16 protein-coding genes and 1 pseudogene are annotated in these 15702 nt (G+C 69.6%); 10 read left to right on the top strand and 7 right to left on the bottom strand.

What is annotated here, in order from left to right:
- Positions 1-11 precede the first annotated feature (11 nt).
- Positions 12-761 carry a DUF484 family protein gene (locus tag BU28_RS0120765; RefSeq protein WP_081791497.1) on the bottom strand — a complete coding sequence of 250 codons (750 nt, stop codon included), beginning with the start codon at positions 759-761 and terminating at the stop codon, positions 12-14.
- Positions 758-1411, bottom strand: coding sequence for a fructose-6-phosphate aldolase (gene fsa, locus BU28_RS0120760; protein ID WP_028721135.1), 654 nt, complete (start codon positions 1409-1411; stop codon positions 758-760). The genes BU28_RS0120765 and fsa overlap by 4 nt, the downstream gene beginning before the upstream one ends.
- Positions 1412-1582: 171 nt before the next feature.
- Here fsa and BU28_RS0120755 point away from each other — a divergent pair, with 171 nt between their 5' ends.
- The gene (locus tag BU28_RS0120755; RefSeq protein ID WP_028721134.1) at positions 1583-3784 is read left to right on the top strand and encodes a primosomal protein N'; all 2202 of its coding nucleotides are present in this window, start codon (positions 1583-1585) and stop codon (positions 3782-3784) included.
- 25 nt (positions 3785-3809) lie between these two features.
- Here BU28_RS0120755 and BU28_RS0120750 read toward each other — a convergent pair whose 3' ends face one another.
- Together BU28_RS0120750 and BU28_RS0120745 are read right to left on the bottom strand one after the other, a co-directional pair.
- Positions 3810-4733: a cation diffusion facilitator family transporter gene (locus tag BU28_RS0120750; protein ID WP_028721133.1), complete on the bottom strand. Its 924-nt coding sequence runs from the start codon at positions 4731-4733 to the stop codon at positions 3810-3812.
- A 1-nt stretch (position 4734) separates the two neighbouring features.
- Positions 4735-5475, bottom strand: coding sequence for an N-formylglutamate amidohydrolase (locus tag BU28_RS0120745; RefSeq protein WP_036763962.1), 741 nt, complete (start codon positions 5473-5475; stop codon positions 4735-4737).
- Between the two features lie 123 nt (positions 5476-5598).
- Here BU28_RS0120745 and pyk point away from each other — a divergent pair, with 123 nt between their 5' ends.
- From pyk to pheS, 7 genes are all read left to right on the top strand, one after another.
- Positions 5599-7044, top strand: coding sequence for a pyruvate kinase (gene pyk / locus BU28_RS0120740; RefSeq protein ID WP_028721131.1), 1446 nt, complete (start codon positions 5599-5601; stop codon positions 7042-7044).
- A gap of 41 nt (positions 7045-7085) precedes the next feature.
- The gene (locus tag BU28_RS24015; protein WP_036763959.1) at positions 7086-7454 is read left to right on the top strand and encodes a hypothetical protein; all 369 of its coding nucleotides are present in this window, start codon (positions 7086-7088) and stop codon (positions 7452-7454) included.
- Positions 7455-7562: 108 nt separating this feature from the next.
- Positions 7563-7763: a 50S ribosomal protein L35 gene (gene rpmI, locus BU28_RS0120730; protein WP_024843601.1), complete on the top strand. Its 201-nt coding sequence runs from the start codon at positions 7563-7565 to the stop codon at positions 7761-7763.
- 12 nt (positions 7764-7775) lie between these two features.
- Positions 7776-8135 (top strand): 50S ribosomal protein L20, encoded by a 360-nt coding sequence (gene rplT, locus BU28_RS0120725; protein WP_028721130.1) that lies wholly within the window; start codon positions 7776-7778, stop codon positions 8133-8135.
- Positions 8136-8304: 169 nt separating this feature from the next.
- Entirely contained in the window at positions 8305-9651 is a 1347-nt protein-coding gene (locus tag BU28_RS0120720; protein ID WP_028721129.1) for a cytochrome P450, read from the top strand.
- A 31-nt stretch (positions 9652-9682) separates the two neighbouring features.
- A complete protein-coding gene (locus BU28_RS0120715) occupies positions 9683-10039 on the top strand; it encodes an arsenate reductase family protein (RefSeq protein ID WP_028721128.1) in 357 nt (118 codons plus the stop codon).
- Positions 10040-10085: 46 nt separating this feature from the next.
- The gene (pheS, locus tag BU28_RS0120710; RefSeq protein WP_028721127.1) at positions 10086-11168 is read left to right on the top strand and encodes a phenylalanine--tRNA ligase subunit alpha; all 1083 of its coding nucleotides are present in this window, start codon (positions 10086-10088) and stop codon (positions 11166-11168) included.
- Between the two features lie 126 nt (positions 11169-11294).
- On the opposite strand, the gene BU28_RS0120705 is transcribed toward pheS, so the two are convergent.
- The 3 genes from BU28_RS0120705 to BU28_RS0120695 all read right to left on the bottom strand — a co-directional run bounded on the left by BU28_RS0120705 (position 11295) and on the right by BU28_RS0120695 (position 12673).
- The gene (locus BU28_RS0120705; RefSeq protein ID WP_028721126.1) at positions 11295-11621 is read right to left on the bottom strand and encodes a TM2 domain-containing protein; all 327 of its coding nucleotides are present in this window, start codon (positions 11619-11621) and stop codon (positions 11295-11297) included.
- A 104-nt stretch (positions 11622-11725) separates the two neighbouring features.
- Positions 11726-12238: an AmiS/UreI family transporter gene (locus tag BU28_RS0120700; protein WP_028721125.1), complete on the bottom strand. Its 513-nt coding sequence runs from the start codon at positions 12236-12238 to the stop codon at positions 11726-11728.
- A gap of 123 nt (positions 12239-12361) precedes the next feature.
- Positions 12362-12673, bottom strand: a complete 312-nt coding sequence (locus BU28_RS0120695; protein ID WP_028721124.1) for a TM2 domain-containing protein — start codon at positions 12671-12673, stop codon at positions 12362-12364.
- A 228-nt stretch (positions 12674-12901) separates the two neighbouring features.
- Here BU28_RS0120695 and pheT point away from each other — a divergent pair, with 228 nt between their 5' ends.
- Positions 12902-15289: a phenylalanine--tRNA ligase subunit beta gene (pheT, locus tag BU28_RS0120690; protein ID WP_028721123.1), complete on the top strand. Its 2388-nt coding sequence runs from the start codon at positions 12902-12904 to the stop codon at positions 15287-15289.
- A gap of 277 nt (positions 15290-15566) precedes the next feature.
- Positions 15567-15702, top strand: a pseudogene (locus BU28_RS25805) (IS110 family transposase); the annotation flags it as partial.

Genomic DNA, 15702 nt, shown 5'->3' with positions numbered 1-15702 from the left:
GCCCTGGCCCCTTACTCGCGCAGCCACGAGATCAGCACCAGCCGGAACACCTGCCCGAAGAAGCGCAGCAGGTCCGTGCCCTGGGCCGGGGTGAAGCGCCCCGCCTCGGCCGAGCCCATCAGCAGCAGCGCGGGGAAGCGCTGCGGCCCGAGGTCGATGGGCAGCAGCGCCTCGGACCGGATGGGCGCGCGGGCGCCCTCGTGATAGGGCAGGGTTTCGGCGGCCGCGGCGCGCAGCACGATGTCGTCGCCGCGCGGCGTGCGGCGGCCGGCGCGAATCAGCTCGGCGATACGGCCGGCGGGGGTGATGACCAGGGGCCCGGACAGGTCCGCGGCCGGCGCCGCCCCCGATTCCATCAGCAGCCGCAGCGTGTCGATGCGCAGGATCGGCGCGACCGAGCTGCCCAGGTTTTCCAGGAAGCCGTCGAAATCGACCGGCTCGAGCAGCGAGATCACCGCCCGGTGGATGGTGTTCATGCCCGACTGGTTCTCGTAGGCGGCCGAGATCACCGATTCATGGGCCGATTCCAGCCGGTCGAGCCGGCTTTCCAGGGCCTGCATGGCGCGGCCCCGGATGTCGATGACATTGTCGCCCAGGTCTGCGTCGCGCGCGCCGATCAGCGCCCGCATCAGGTCGCGGTCGCCGAGGATCAGGTCCGGGCGGGCCAGCAGGCGGGCGCGGTCCTCGGGGGACAGCGCCTCGGGCGCGGTTTCGGATGTGGGCGCGGCGGCGGCCCCGGGGTCGGCGGGTGCGCCGCTCATCCGATCTTCTGCCCCGTCTTGGCCCAGTCGGCGTTGAACTGGTCGAGCCCCTTGTCGGTCAGCACGTGGCTGGCCATCGCCTTGATGACGGCGGGGGGCGCGGTGATCACGTCGGCGCCGATGCGGGCCGCGTCGGTGATGTGGTTCACCGAGCGGATCGAGGCCGCGAGGATCTGCGTCTGGACGTCGTAGTTGTCGTAGATCGTGCGGATGTCCTCGATCAGCTGCATGCCGTCCAGGTTCAGGTCGTCGAGCCGGCCGATGAAGGGGCTGATGAACGTGGCCCCCGCCTTGGCCGCCAGGATCGCCTGCGCGGCGGAAAAGCACAGCGTGACGTTGACCATGTGGCCCTCGGAGGACAGCGCCTTGCAGGCCTTGAGCCCGTCCCAGGTCAGCGGCACCTTGACCGCGATATTGGACGCGATCTGCGCCAGGTGCTTGCCTTCGCGGATCATCTCCTGCGCGTCGGCGGCCACCACCTCGGCGCTGACGGGGCCCTGGACCATCTCGCAGATCTCGCGCGTCACCTCGGCGATGGCGCGGCCCGACTTCAGGATCAGCGAGGGGTTGGTGGTCACGCCGTCGACCATGCCCAGGTCGTTCAGCTCTCGGATGGCGGCGGTGTCGGCGGTGTCGACGAAGAATTTCATGCTCGGGCCCCTCCATAGGCTTTGCCCAGGGGTTTAGCGCAAAACCGGCAGGGCGGAAAGTCCGCAGGGGGCCGCTTGCGGGGCCTGTCGCGCCCGTGGCACAGTCCGCCCCTGTCCAGTTTCCCCGGAGGCCGCCTTGACCGCCAGACCCCAGCCGCGCCCGCTGCCCTGATGAACCGGCCGCCGTTCTATCCCCAGGGCGCCCGCATCGCCGTGCTGACGCAGGAGGTGGTGGGCATCCTGGACTACCTGGCGCCCGAGGGCGGCGTGCGGCTGGGCCAGCTGGTCGTCGTGCCTCTGGGCCCGCGCCGGGTCATGGGCGCGGTCTGGGGGCCGGGGGTGGGCGATTTCGACCTGGCCCGGCTGCGGCCCGTGGCGCGGCTGATCGACGCCCCGCCGCTGGCGCCCGGGATGCTGGAGTTCATGGCCCGGATGGCGGAATACACGCTGACGCCGCTGCCCGCGATGCTGCGCATGGCGACGCGGGCGCCGGACCTGGACCAGCCGCCCGGTGCCCGGCGCATCGTCCATCGCGCGGGTCCCGCGCCCGAGCGGATGACCGACGCCCGCGCCGCCGTGCTGCGGGTGATCGAGGACCACGGCGGGGCGGGGTTCGCCCCGGGCGAACTGGCGCAGCTGGCCGGGGTCGGCGCCTCGGTCGTCCACGGGCTGGTCAAGGCCGGCACCCTGACCGAGGTTCTGGCGCCGCGCGATCTGCCCTATCCGCGGCTCGACCCCGCGCTGCCCGGAAAGCCGCTGGCGCCCGACCAGGCCGAGGCCGCGGCCGCGCTGCAGGGGGCGCTGCGGGGCCGGGGCTATGGCACCACGCTGCTGCGCGGCGTCACCGGCTCGGGCAAGACCGAGGTCTATCTCGAGGCCGTCGCGGAATGTCTGCGCCAGGGCCGGCAGGCGCTGGTCCTGCTGCCCGAGATCGCGCTGTCGGCCGAGTTCCTGGACCGGGTCGAGGCGCGCTTCGGCGCGCGGCCCGGCGAATGGCATTCGGGTATCACCCGGGCCGAGCGGCGGCGGCTGTGGACCATGGCCGCGACGCAGAACGTGGGCCTGGTCGTCGGCGCCCGCTCGGCCCTGTTCCTGCCCTTTGCCGACCTGGGCCTGATCGTCGTCGATGAGGAGCACGATTCGTCCTATAAGCAGGAGGACGCGGTCTATTACAGCGCCCGCGACATGGCCGTGCTGCGCGCCAGCATCGAGGGGGCGCAGGTGGTGCTGGCCTCGGCCACGCCGTCGCTGGAAAGCTGGGTCAATGCGCAGGCCGGGAAATACGCACGCATCGACCTGCGCGCGCGCTATGGCAGCGCCGAACTGCCCGAGATGGGCACCATCGACCTGCGCGCGCAGGAGACCGAGCGCGGCCGCTGGATCAGCCCGCGCCTGGCTGCCGAGGTGGCGGCGCGCAAGGAACGCGGCGAACAGTCGCTTTTGTTCCTGAACCGGCGCGGCTATGCCCCGATCACCGCCTGCCGGGCCTGCGGCCAGCAGATCGGCTGCGACCAGTGCGACGCCCGCATGGTCGAGCACCGCTTCCAGAACCGCCTGGTCTGCCACCAGTGCGGCGCGACGAAGCCCATCCCCACCGCCTGCCCGAGCTGCGGGACCGAGGGCAAGATGACCGCCATCGGCCCCGGCGTCGAGCGCCTGGCCGAGGAGGTGGCCGAGCGCTTTCCCGAGGCGCGGGCGGCGGTGCTGTCCTCGGACCTGTTCCATTCGGCCCGCGCGCTGAAGGAGGCGATCGCCCAGATCAGCGCGGGCGAGACCGACATCATCATCGGCACCCAGATCGTCGCCAAGGGCCACAACTTTCCCCGCCTGACGCTGGTCGGCGTGATCGACGCCGACCTGGGGTTGCAGGGCGCCGACCTGCGCGCGGCCGAGCGGTCGTTCCAGCTGATGCGCCAGGTCGCGGGCCGCGCCGGGCGCGAGGGGGGCGAGGCGCGGGGGCTGGCGCTTCTGCAGACCTATCAGCCCGACCACCCGGTGATCCGCGCCATCCTGTCGGGCGAGGACGAGGCGTTCTGGGATGCCGAGGCGGCGCAGCGGCAGGCGGCGGGGATGCCGCCCTTCGGCCGGCTGGCGGGCATCATCCTGTCCCACCCCGACCAGCCCGTGGTCGAGGATTACGCCCGCGCCCTGGCCCGCCGCGCCGCGCCCCTGCAGGCGGTGGGGGCCGAGCTTTGGGGGCCCGCGCCCGCGCCCATCGCCCGCATCCGGGGCCGCCACCGCGTGCGCATGCTGATCCGCGCGCCGCGCCAGGCGCCGGTGCAGCAGGCCATCGCCGAATGGCTGGCCGGGGCGCCGAAGCCGCCCACCAACCTGCGCCTGTCGGTGGACATCGACCCGCAAAGCTTTTTCTGACGGGCAGGGCCCGCGCGCGTCCCGGTCAGGACGCCCATTCGGGGTCCGTGGTGAAGGCGATGGTCAGCCAGCGGTCGGGGCCTTCGTCGCCGATCTGGTCCCCGACCTCGTCCCGGATCGCGTCCCATTCCTCCAGCGTGCGGGCGGGGGCGCCCTGGGGCACGATGAAGAACAGCTCGATCTGGCGGCCCCGGCCGACCCGCGCGACATAGGCGCGGTGGCCCAGGAACCCGTGCCGCGCGGCGGCGGCCCGGGCCACGTCGTCGACATGGCTTTTCAGGTCCTGCGGCGTGACCAGCAGGATGTCGGCCAGCGCCTGGCGCACGGTCGGGATCGGCATCGGCAGCACGACCAGGCTGACCACGGCCAGGATCGTCGGGTCGACATAGGGCGACATCCAGTCCCAGGCCGTCCCCTGGATCGCCCAGCCAAAGCCGAAGGCCGTCAGCAGCGCCCCGGTCATCGCGGCCGAAATGGCCCAGGCCTTGGCGTCGAGTTCCAGAAACATCGACCCGATGCGCCGGTTCGCCCGGCGGCCGTAAAGCGCCATGCCCGACGCCGTGACGACGGTGACGATGGCGTAAAGGATGGCCTGGCCGAACTGCAGCTCGCGCCCGCCCGCCATCAGGCTGCTGACCGCCGTGACCAGCGCATAGCCCGCCGCCCCGATCAGCAGGCTGCCGCTGAGCCCCAGCACCATCGGCTCCAGATGCCAGAAGCCCATGGTGAAATGCGGCCGCAGCCGGGCCTGGGTCCGCTCGGCCAGCGACTGCGTGATCAGGCGCGAGACCAGCAGGGCCAGCATGGTCATGCTGGCGTCCATGGCCGAATAGATGCCGTCGAAGATGATCGAGGACGAGCCGGTCAGCACGCCGAAGATCACCCCGAACCCGGCCAGCGCAAAGGTCACTGCGATGGACAGGCGCAGGATCGACTGCTCGGACCGCATCCTAGACCCCGCAGCGTTCCAGGAAGCCGTCGAGCACCCCGGCCAGCCGCTCGGCCCAGAGCGTCTGGCCGGCGTCGTCCTCGATCAGGTCGTTCCTGACCTCGATCAGCACGTTGGGGCGGCCGTGGGCGATGGCGTGGCGGTCGATGGAATCGCCCGCCAGATGCCCGGCATAGGGTTCGTTGTCGCCGGTGACCCAGCCCTGCGCGCGGCATTCGCGGATCAGGGCGGGGCCCAGCCGCGCGTCGTCGTGGGAATAGAGCACGCCGACCGACCAGGGCCGGCGCGGGCGGCCGCGCAGCTGGCGGGTAAAGCTGTGGACGGCGCAGATCGCCCGGTCTGGGCGCCGGGCGGCCAGCGCGGCATAGGCGGCGTGATAGGGGCGGTAAAGCCGGTCCAGCCGGCGTTCGCGCTCGGCCGCGTCGGCGTGGCGGTTCGCGGGGATGACGGTGCCGTCATAGATCCGCATCAGCAGGGTGGGGTCGTCCTCGCCCCGGTTCGGGTCGATCACCAGGCGCGAGAAATCCGACAGGATCGCCGGCGCCCCCATCCGCTGGGCCAGCTTTCGCGTCAGCCCCGCCGCGCCCACGTCATAGGCGATGTGGCGGGCCATGTCCTCGGGCGGAAGCCCCAGATCGCCGCCCCCGATCCAGTCGGGAACGCGGTTCGTGGCGTGATCGCAGGTGATCAGCCAGCGCGAGGGGCGGTCCTCGCCCAGGATGGAAAATGGTTCTGCCGTCATGGTCCCTTTGCCTTGCATGGGGCAAACATTAGTGCAAGCCATGTCCACGGGGCCAGTTGCCGCGGGGCGGGGCCTGACGTAAGACAGCGCAGGTGATAGCGCAAACAGTCCGGGGGATCAGGGATGAGACGGCATCGCAAGGTCAAGATCGTGGCAACGCTGGGACCATCCTCCAGCGATTTCGCCACCATCCGCGCGCTTTTCGAGGCCGGGGCGGACGTGTTCCGCCTGAACATGAGCCACGGGACCCACGACGAACAGCGCGCCCGCTATGACATCATCCGCCGGGTCGAGGCGGAATCGGGCCGCCCCATCGCGGTGCTGGCCGACCTGCAGGGGCCGAAGCTGCGCGTCGGCACCTTTGCCCAGGGGCCTCACGACCTGCACGACGGCCAGAGCTTCCGCTTTGACCTGGACCCGGCGCCGGGGGACACGGCGCGCGTGCAGCTGCCCCATCCCGAGATATTCGCCGCGCTGGACGCGGGCGCCGAGCTTCTGGTCAACGACGGCAAGATCCGGCTGCGGGTCGAACGCTGCGGGCCGGATTTCGCCGATTGCGTGGTGACGGCGGGCGGGCCGATCTCGAACCGCAAGGGCGTGAACGTGCCCGACGTGGTGCTGCCCCTGGCGGCGCTGTCGGACAAGGACCGCGACGACCTGGAATTCGCCTGCCAGCTGGGCGTGGACTGGCTGGCGCTGTCCTTCGTCCAGCGCCCCGAGGACGTGATCGAGGCCCGCGAACTGGCCAAGGGCCGCGCCGCGATCCTGAGCAAGATCGAGAAGCCGGCCGCCGTGCGGGCCTTTCCCGAGATCCTGAAGGTCTCGGACGGGATCATGGTGGCGCGGGGCGACCTGGGGGTGGAACTGCCGGTCCATTCCGTGCCGCCGATCCAGAAACGCCTGACGCGGGCCTGCCGTGCGGCCGCCAAGCCGGTGATCGTCGCCACCCAGATGCTGGAATCCATGATCGAAAGCCCGATGCCCACCCGGGCCGAGGTCAGCGACGTGGCGACCGCGATCTATGAGGGGGCGGACGCGATCATGCTGTCGGCCGAAAGCGCCGCCGGCAGCTATCCGGTCGAGGCGGTGGCGACCATGGACAATGTCGCGCGCTCGGTCGAAAGCGATCCGACCTATCGCGAGATCATCGAAAGCTCGCGCCAGGCCAAGCGCCAGACCGTGGCCGACGCCATCGTCGCCGCCGCGCGCGAGATCGCCGAGACGACCGACATTTCCGCGATCTGCGCCTTCACCTCGTCCGGGACCACGGTCAGCCTGGTGGCGCGCGAACGCCCGCGGGTGCCGATCATTGCCATGACCGCCGAGGAAACCACCCTGCGCCGGCTGTGCCTGACCTGGGGCACGCATTGCGTGCTGACGCCCGAGCTGGTGCGCTTCAAGCAGGCGGTGGTCAACGCGGCCAAGGCGGCGCGCGATTTCGGCTTTGCCGACGAGACGAACCAGATCGTCGTGATGGCCGGCGTGCCCTTCAACCAGTCGGGCACGACCAACATCCTGCGCATCGCGCCCTGCGACGAACGCTTGATCTATCGCACCGATCCGGAATAAGTCCCGGAGCCAAGGGATTTAGCAAGGAAAGGGTGGCCCCGATGATCGACCTTCTGCTGCTGGCGGGGGTGGCGCTTTGCGCGCTCTCGGTCGTGATGGCCGTCGTTTCGGTGGCGCGCACGCGCGCGCCGCGCGGGGCCGCGCTGGCCCTGGTGCTGGGCATCGTGGCGCTGTTCGCGGCAAGCTGGCTGGACGAGCGGCCCTTTGGCTGGCGCAGCGTCTGCGACGCGTGGGAGCGGCTGGTCAGCGGGAAAAGCTTTGGCGCCGACCCGGTGCTGCCGCCGGCCGACCCCGCTGCCGAGCCGACCGCCGAGCCCGCGGCGCCTGTGGCCGAGCCTGCGCCGGCGCCGGAACCCGCTCCGGCTCCGACGTCTGCTGGGGCGCCCCAGACCCCGGCTCCGGCCCAATAAGGCTTGCCAATTCGCCGGCGCGGCCTTATAGGGCGCGCTTCCACCCGCGCGGCCGGCCGATATGGCATTGCCGAGTCGCGCGTTCACTCTGACCGCAAGGAGAGTAAAATGCCGAAGATGAAGACCAAATCGGCCGCGAAAAAGCGGTTCTCGATGACGGCCTCGGGCAAAGTGAAAGCTGGTCCGGCCGGCAAGCGCCACGGCATGATCAAGCGCTCGACGAAATTCATCCGCGACGTGACCGGGACCATGATCCTGTCCGACGCGGACGCGAAGATCGTCAAGAAATACATGCCCTATAACCGCTAAGGAGAACCGGACATGGCACGAGTCAAATCGGGTAAAGTCACCCACGCCCGCCACAAGAAGGTTCTTGACGCGGCGAAAGGCTATTACGGCAACCGGTCGCGCAACTTCCGCACCGCGACCCAGGCGGTCGACAAGGCCAACCAGTACGCGACCCGCGACCGCAAGACGCGCAAGCGCAACTTCCGCGCTCTGTGGATCCAGCGCATCAACGCCGCCGTCCGCGCCGTCGATGCCGAGATGACCTATTCGCGCTTCATCGCCGCGCTGGCGAAAGCCGGGATCGAGGTGGACCGCAAGGTCCTGGCCGACCTGGCCGTGCACGAGCCCGAGGCCTTTGCCGCCGTGGTCGCGCAGGCGAAAGCCGCCGCCTGATTGCCGGCAGGCTTGCAGGAATACGGAAAAACCCGCGCCTCGGCGCGGGTTTTTTGCTTTGCGTTCGGGGGGCGCTGCCCCCGCGCCGGGCAGGCCCGGCACCCCCGGGGGTATTTGGGAAACGGTGAAAACACGAGGAACCGGGCGAGGCCGCGGCGGTTTTGAAGGCATGAGCCGTTATCCAGCCCGCGTTCCCCTGCACCGCAAGCCCCTGGGCGTGATCGGCAGCGCCCTGGTCGCGCGGCGCAATGTGCTGGAGCTGATCCCCGAGATCGCCGTGCGCCAGCCCATGGTCTCGGGCAAGGTCGGCAAGCGTTGGCACATGGTCATGGACCCCGACGCCCTGCGCGTGGTGCTGAAGGACCGGGTCGAGGATTACCCGAAGTCGCTGGTCACCAAGCTGCTGCTTGAGCCGGCGGTGGGCGAGTCGCTGTTCGTGGCCGAGGGCGCGCATTGGCGCTGGCAACGCCGCGCCGCCGCCCCGGCCTTTGCCCAGCGCCATGTCGAGGCCCTGGCGCCAGTGATGACCGCCGCCGCCGAGGCGAGCGCCCGGCGGCTGTCGGCAGCGGCTGGCGGCACGGTCGACGTGTTCGCCGAAACCGTCGCCGCGACCTTCGAGGTGATTTCCGACGTGACCTTTTCCGGCGACGAGGGCTTCGACCGCGACGCGGTGCACCATGCCATCGACGCCTATATCGAGAGTACGGCGCGGATCTCGGTCCTGGACATCCTGGGCCTGCCGGGCTGGATCCCGCGCCCGGGGCGGCTGCGGTCGGGGGGCGACCTGCGGCGGATGAAGCGGGTGGCCGACGATGCGATCCGCGCCCGCGCCCGGTCGGGGCCGCGCCCGGTGCCGGATCTGCTGGATCTGCTGCGCGCGGGCGAGGATCCCGAGACGCATCGCCGCATGACCCCGGGCGAGCTGCGCGACAACCTGCTGACCTTCATCGTCGCGGGGCACGAGACGACCGCCCTGACGCTGGCCTGGGCGCTTTACCTGCTGGCTTTCGACCCGGCGGTGCAGGACCGGGCGGCCGCCGAGGCGCGGGCCGCGCTGGGGGATCGCGCCGCCACGGCCGTCGACCTGCCGCGCCTGCCCTATGTCCGCCAGATCGTGGACGAGGCGCTGCGGCTTTACCCTCCGGCCGCGTTCCTGTCGCGCACCGCCCGCATCCACGACAGCCTGGGCGGGCGCGAGGTGCTGCCGGGGGACACGGTGATGCTGCCGATCTATGCGCTGCATCGCCACCACCTGCTGTGGGACGATCCCGACGCCTTCGACCCGGACCGCTTTGCCCCCGGCGTGACGCGCGACCGCTTTGCCTTCCTGCCCTTCGGCGCCGGTCCCCGCATCTGCATCGGCGCGAGCTTTGCCCTGCAGGAGGCGGTGATCATCCTGGCCACGCTGGTCGCCCGGCTGCGGTTCGACCTGACCGCCCGCCAGCCGCAGCCGCGCATGATCCTGACGCTGCGCCCGCATGGCGGGCTGTGGCTGTCGGTTCGCGCGCGGGCTTGATCCCGGCGTGCGGGGCGCTAAGGTCGCGGCCATGATCGTCATCCATCACAAGCCGAACTGCTCGACCTCGCGCAAGGTCCTGCAGATGATCCGCGATGCGGGGTTCGAACCCCTGGTCATCGACTATGTCCGCGAGGGCTGGACCCGCGCCCAGTTGCTGGGCCTGTTCGCCGCCGCCGGCGTGACCCCGCGCGGGGCGCTGCGCGTCAAGGGCACCGACGCGGCCGAGCGCGGCCTGCCCGATGCCGGTGACGAGGCGATCCTGGCCGCCATGGTCGAGAACCCCGTCCTGGTCGAACGTCCCTTCGTCTGCGGTCCCGGCGGGGTGCGTTTGTGCCGCCCTGCCGAGCTGGTCCGCGAAACCCTGTCCCGCCAGGCTTTTCCCTGATCTCCGGCCGTGCTAATCGGCGGCGGAACCGCAAGGAAAGCCTGCCATGTCCGACCTGACCAGCCTTCGCCAGACCTATCTTGACCGCATTTCCGGCGCCGCCGACAGCGACGCACTGGAACAGGTGCGGCTGGCCGCCCTGGGCAAGAAGGGCGAGATCAGCGGCATGATGAAGGAACTGGGCCGCATGACGCCCGAAGAGCGCCAGACCCGCGGCGCCGCGCTGAACCGCCTGAAGGACGAGGTCGATGCCGCGCTGCGCGCCCGCAAGCAGGGGCTGGAGGATGCGGCGCTGGACGCCCGGCTGCGCGAGGAATGGCTGGACGTGACCCTGCCCGGCCGGCCGCGTCCGCAGGGCACCATCCATCCCGTCAGCCAGGTGACCGAGGAGGTCACCGCTATCTTTGCCGACATGGGCTTTCGCGTGGCCGAGGGGCCGCAGATCGAATCCGACTGGTTCAACTTCGACGCGCTGAACATCCCGCCCGAACATCCGGCCCGGCAGGAGCACGACACCTTCTTCATGGCCCGGGCCGAGGGCGACCCGCGCCCGCCGCATGTCTTGCGCACGCATACCTCGCCGGTGCAGATCCGGGCGATGCAGGCGACCGGCGCGCCGATCCGGGTGATCGCCCCCGGTCGGGTCTATCGCATGGACATGGACCAGACCCATGCGCCGATGTTCCACCAGGTCGAGGGGCTGGCGCTCGGCCGCGACATTTCCATGGCGAACCTGAAATGGACGCTGGAGGAATTCTGCCGCGCCTTCTTTGAACTGGACGAGGTCGAGCTGCGCTTTCGCGCCAGCCATTTCCCCTTCACCGAACCGTCGGCCGAGGTCGACATCCGCTGTTCCTGGGAGGGCGGCAAGCTGACGCTGGGGCAGGGGAATTCCTGGCTGGAGATCCTGGGCTCGGGCATGGTGCACCCCAAGGTGCTGGCCGCGGGCGGGATCGACCCGGACCAGTGGCAGGGCTTTGCCTTTGGCATGGGCATCGACCGGATCGCCATGCTGAAATACGGGATCCCGGATTTGCGGGCGTTCTTTGAGAGCGATCTGCGGTGGCTGAAGCACTACGGCTTTGCGGCGGGGGATGTGCCGAGCGTGGCGGGCGGGTTGTCGCGGTGATCGGGGGGGCTCTGCCCCCCTCGTCGCTGACGCTCCTCTCCCCCCCGGGATATTTCGGCACGAAAGAAACTCGGGCCCTTGTGTCTGGCCTGTGCGTGGTCAGGCACATCCGACCTTGGTGCAGCCTCAGGCGTTCGCTGCAAACTCGCTGCGCAGGCTTTGGCGCAGCAGGTCGCGCTGCTGGTTGACCATGCCGGGGATCAGGAACAGATCGGCCAGCATCCAGATGCCCAGGGCCAGCAGCAGGATCAGGCCCACGCCGATCGGAAGGGTGACGGCGCCCAGGATCAGCAGCAGCAACATGGCAACGCCCGAGCCGGTGCGCCCCAGATAGAAGCGGTGAATGCCAAGGCCGCCCACGAAGATCAGCAGAAGATAGGCAAGAAGCGGGGATTTCGCCTCATTGCTGATGCGTTGTTCGATCAGCATCTGTTGGTGGGTATCAAGGGCCATGACCGGAATCCGTGTAAAGAAACAATATCCCTGAAAATAGCCCCTGCCGTCCCAGCGCAAAACGGCTGATCGGGTTTGTGGTTAACGGTCGGTCGACCGCCCCCTCACAATGCCCCCTGGATCATCAGAAACCCCGGCAGCCAGCCGGTAAACACCCCCGCCAGCAGTGTGACCCAGCCGGCCTGCCGCGTGACCGGATAGCGCAGCGCAAGCATCAGGAAATACAGGAACCACAGCCCCGCCCAGGCGAGCCAGTTCGCGGCCATCCAGGTTTCGCCGGTGTTCAGGGCGTCGCGGAAGGCCAGCACGGAAACCGGCAGGGCTGTTACGGCCACGAACAGGCTGAACCAGCCCAGGCCGCGGCCGTCGGCGCCCGAGAGGCGGTTCCAGGCGACCCACAGGTAGGTCGTGCAGAACAGCAGCGACAGCGTGGCGTTGCGGATGGACTCGGCGTCGGCCTTAGGGCCGAAGGCGTCGTGCAGCACCACGGCGCCGGAGACCAGCGCGGTGACGATGTTGATGACGACGATCTCGCGCCCGTCGATCCGGTCCAGAAGCCACAGCCCGTTGATGACCAGGACGGCGCCCACATAGAACAGAACGAAGCCGGTCAGCATGTTTCCCCCATCGCAGCCGGAAGGCTGGGCGAGGCTCTAGCCGGGCCACCGCCCCGGCGCCATGGGCCGGCGCGGATAATCAGCATCAGGAAAATCGATGCAATCGCCGCAGGTTATGCGGGATCAGTACAGGCCCGAGCCGAGCCTGCGGCGGATCTCGTCCTTGTCCTCCTGGATCATGCCGGGGATCAGGAACAGGTCGATCACCGCCCAGACCCAGACCAGGCCCAGGAGCGGCCAGCCGATCAGGATGGGCGCGGTCAGCCAGCCCAGGCCCGACATCGCCAGCATGATCAGACCGCTGACCCAGCGGCCGAGATACATCCGGTGTGCGCCGAAACCCCACAGCAGGATCGCCAGCAGATAGGCGACCAGGGGGGATTTCGCGTCATTGGCGACCCGTTGTTCGATCAGCATCTCGCGTTGCGTGTCCATTGGCTCCCTTGCCCATGTTAATGTCCCTTACATATAGGGCGCGCCGGGTTTCCTGCAAGCGCCGGGCCGTGACGGGCGTACACCGCGCGTACACAGGCCGTACACCGGCCGTCGGACCGGGGGAGGGGGGGGCGCCCGCGCGCCCCTACCATTCCGCCGCGCCATGCGCTAAGGGAGCCCGAACCTGCCGATCCCCATGGACCGCCCGAACCCGACGGAGCCGCCGCAATGAAATTCACCCTCTCCTGGCTGAAGGAGCATCTCGAGACCACCGCCACGCTGGACGAGATCACCGAGGCGCTGACCGACCTGGGCCTTGAGGTCGAGGGGGTGACGGACCCGGCCGCGAAACTTGCCCCCTTCACCATCGCGCGCGTGATCGAGGCGGTGCAGCACCCGGACGCCGACCGGCTGCGGGTCTGCAAGGTCATGACGGACGAGGGCGAGAAACAGATCGTCTGCGGTGCCCCGAATGCGCGGGCCGGCATCACCGTGGTCCTGGCCAAGCCCGGCGACTATGTTCCCGGCATCGACACCACGCTGGGCGTGGGCAAGATCCGCGGCGTCGAGAGCCATGGCATGATGGCCTCGGAACGCGAACTGGAACTGTCGGACGAGCACAATGGCATCATCGAGCTGCCTTCGGGCGAGGTCGGCGAGAAATTCGTCGACTGGCTGGCGGCGAACCGTCCCGAAGCGGTCGATCCGGTCATCGAGATCAAGATCACCCCGAACCGCCCCGACGCGCTGGGCGTGCATGGCATCGCCCGCGATCTGGCCGCGCGGGGCCTGGGCACGCTGAAGCCCGTTCCCGAGGTCACGGTGCCGGGCGGCTTCGCCTCGCCCATCGGGATCCGCATCGCGCCCGAGGTGGCGGACAAGGCGCCGTTCTTCAGCGGCCGGCTGATCCGGGGCGTCAGGAACGGCCCGTCGCCCGACTGGCTGCAAAAGCGGCTGACCGCCATCGGACTGCGGCCGATCAATGCGCTGGTCGACATCACGAACTTCTTCATCTTCGACCTGAACCGGCCGCTGCATGTCTTTGACGCGGCCAAGGTCCGGGGCGACCTGGTGGTGCGCCCGTCGCATGAGGGCGAGGAGTTGCTGGCGCTGGACGGCAAGACCTATGCCTTTGCCCCCGGCACCATGGTGATCGCCGACGAGCAAGGCCCGGAAAGCATTGCCGGCATCATGGGCGGCGAGCTTTCGGGCTGTTCCGAGGAGACCACCGAGGTCTTCCTGGAAAGCGCCTATTGGGACCCGATCGCCATTGCTACCGCCGGCCGAGCGCTGAAGATCACCTCGGACGCGCGCTATCGCTTCGAGCGCGGTGCGGACCCGGCCTTCACCCAGAAGGGCCTGGAGCTGGCAACGCGGATGATCCTGGACCTGTGCGGCGGCGAGGCGTCGCAGGTGGTGACGGCGGGCGCCATCCCCGACACGACGCGCAGCTATCCGCTGGACCCGGCCAAGGTGTCCAGCCTGGTCGGCATGGAAATCCCCGAGGACAGGCAGCGCGCCACGCTGGAGGCGCTGGGCTTCCGCCTGGAGGGCCAGCAAGCCTTCGTCCCGAGCTGGCGTCCCGACGTGCAGGGCGCGGCCGATCTGGTCGAGGAGGTGGCGCGCATCGCCAGCCTGAGCGGCTTGCAGGGCCAGCCCCTGCCGCGCCCGCAGGCGGGCGTGCCGGCCCCGGTGCTGACCCCCTTGCAGCGCCGGGAATCGGCGGCGCGGCGCATGGCGGCGGCCTTGGGCTATAACGAATGCGTCACCTACAGCTTCATCGACCAGGCCGCGGCGGCGCTGTTCGGCGGCGGGTCCGATGCGGTACGGATCGAGAACCCGATCAGCAGCGAGATGACGCATATGCGCCCCGACCTGCTGCCCGGCCTGCTGGCGGCGGCGGCGCGCAACCAGGCGCGCGGCTTCATGGACCTGGCGCTGTTCGAATGCGGGCCGGTGTTCAGCGGCGGCGAGCCCGGAGAGCAGGACCTGCACCTGACCGCGATCATGGTCGGCCATACCGCGCCGCGCGATCCCTTCGCCTCGCGCCGCAAGGTGGACATCTATGACGCCAAGGCCGATGCCGAGGCGGTGCTGGCCCAGATCGGCGCGCCGGCGAAAGCGCAGATCAACCGCAGGCTGGACGGCTGGTGGCACCCCGGCCGGGCGGGCAACATCGCGCTGGGCCCGAACACGCTGGCGACCTTCGGCGAGATCCACCCGCGCGTGCTGCGCCATTTCGGGATCAAGGGCGCGGCGGTGGGCTTTACCCTGCGCATCGCGGCGGTGCCGCTGCCCAAGGTGAAATCGCCCTCGCGCCCGGCGCTGGCGCTGTCGGACCTGCAGGCGGTCGAGCGCGACTTTGCCTTTGTCGTCGATCCGCAGGTCGAGGCGCTGGCCCTGGTCAACGCCGCCGCCGGCGCCGACAAGGCGCTGATCGAGCGGGTGACGGTGTTCGACCAGTTCACCGGGCTGGAGGACGGCCGCAAGTCCATCGCCATCACCGCCCGCCTGCAACCCAGGGACAAGACCCTGACCGACGCCGAGATCGAGGCGGTTTCGGCGAAGATCGTCGAAAAGGTCGGCAAGGCCACCGGGGGCGTGCTGCGGGGCTAGGCTGCCGAGGCGATGCCTAATCTGCTCTTGATTGTATTTAACAGATGAAAGCGGCCAAGAGTGGCCGCTTTCGCATTCTCAGCTCTGTTTGGCTCTAGGTCGAGTCAGGAAAACCCTCCGGCGGAAGTCGCGTGACCGGATAGTCCGGTCGAAACGTAGGCGAAAGAACGGACCGAACAGAGATTTACCCTGCATATGGCTCTGATGATGTGACCGCCCCCCCGACGGCTTCGCTGTGCCAGGGTGGGTCTGGGACGATCCACAGAGGGGAGAGGTCATGTCGGAGATTACCACGATCGGGCTCGATCTTGCGAAGCATGTGTTTCAGCTTCACGGGGCCGACGCTTCTGGGCGAGCGGTGCTGCGCAAGAAGCTTCGGCGGGACCAGGTGCTGGCGTTCTTCAGCCAGCTAC

Source organism: Paracoccus yeei ATCC BAA-599 (assembly GCF_000622145.1).
GTDB lineage: Bacteria > Pseudomonadota > Alphaproteobacteria > Rhodobacterales > Rhodobacteraceae > Paracoccus > Paracoccus yeei.
This window is presented reverse-complemented; position numbering and strand designations above follow the sequence as displayed.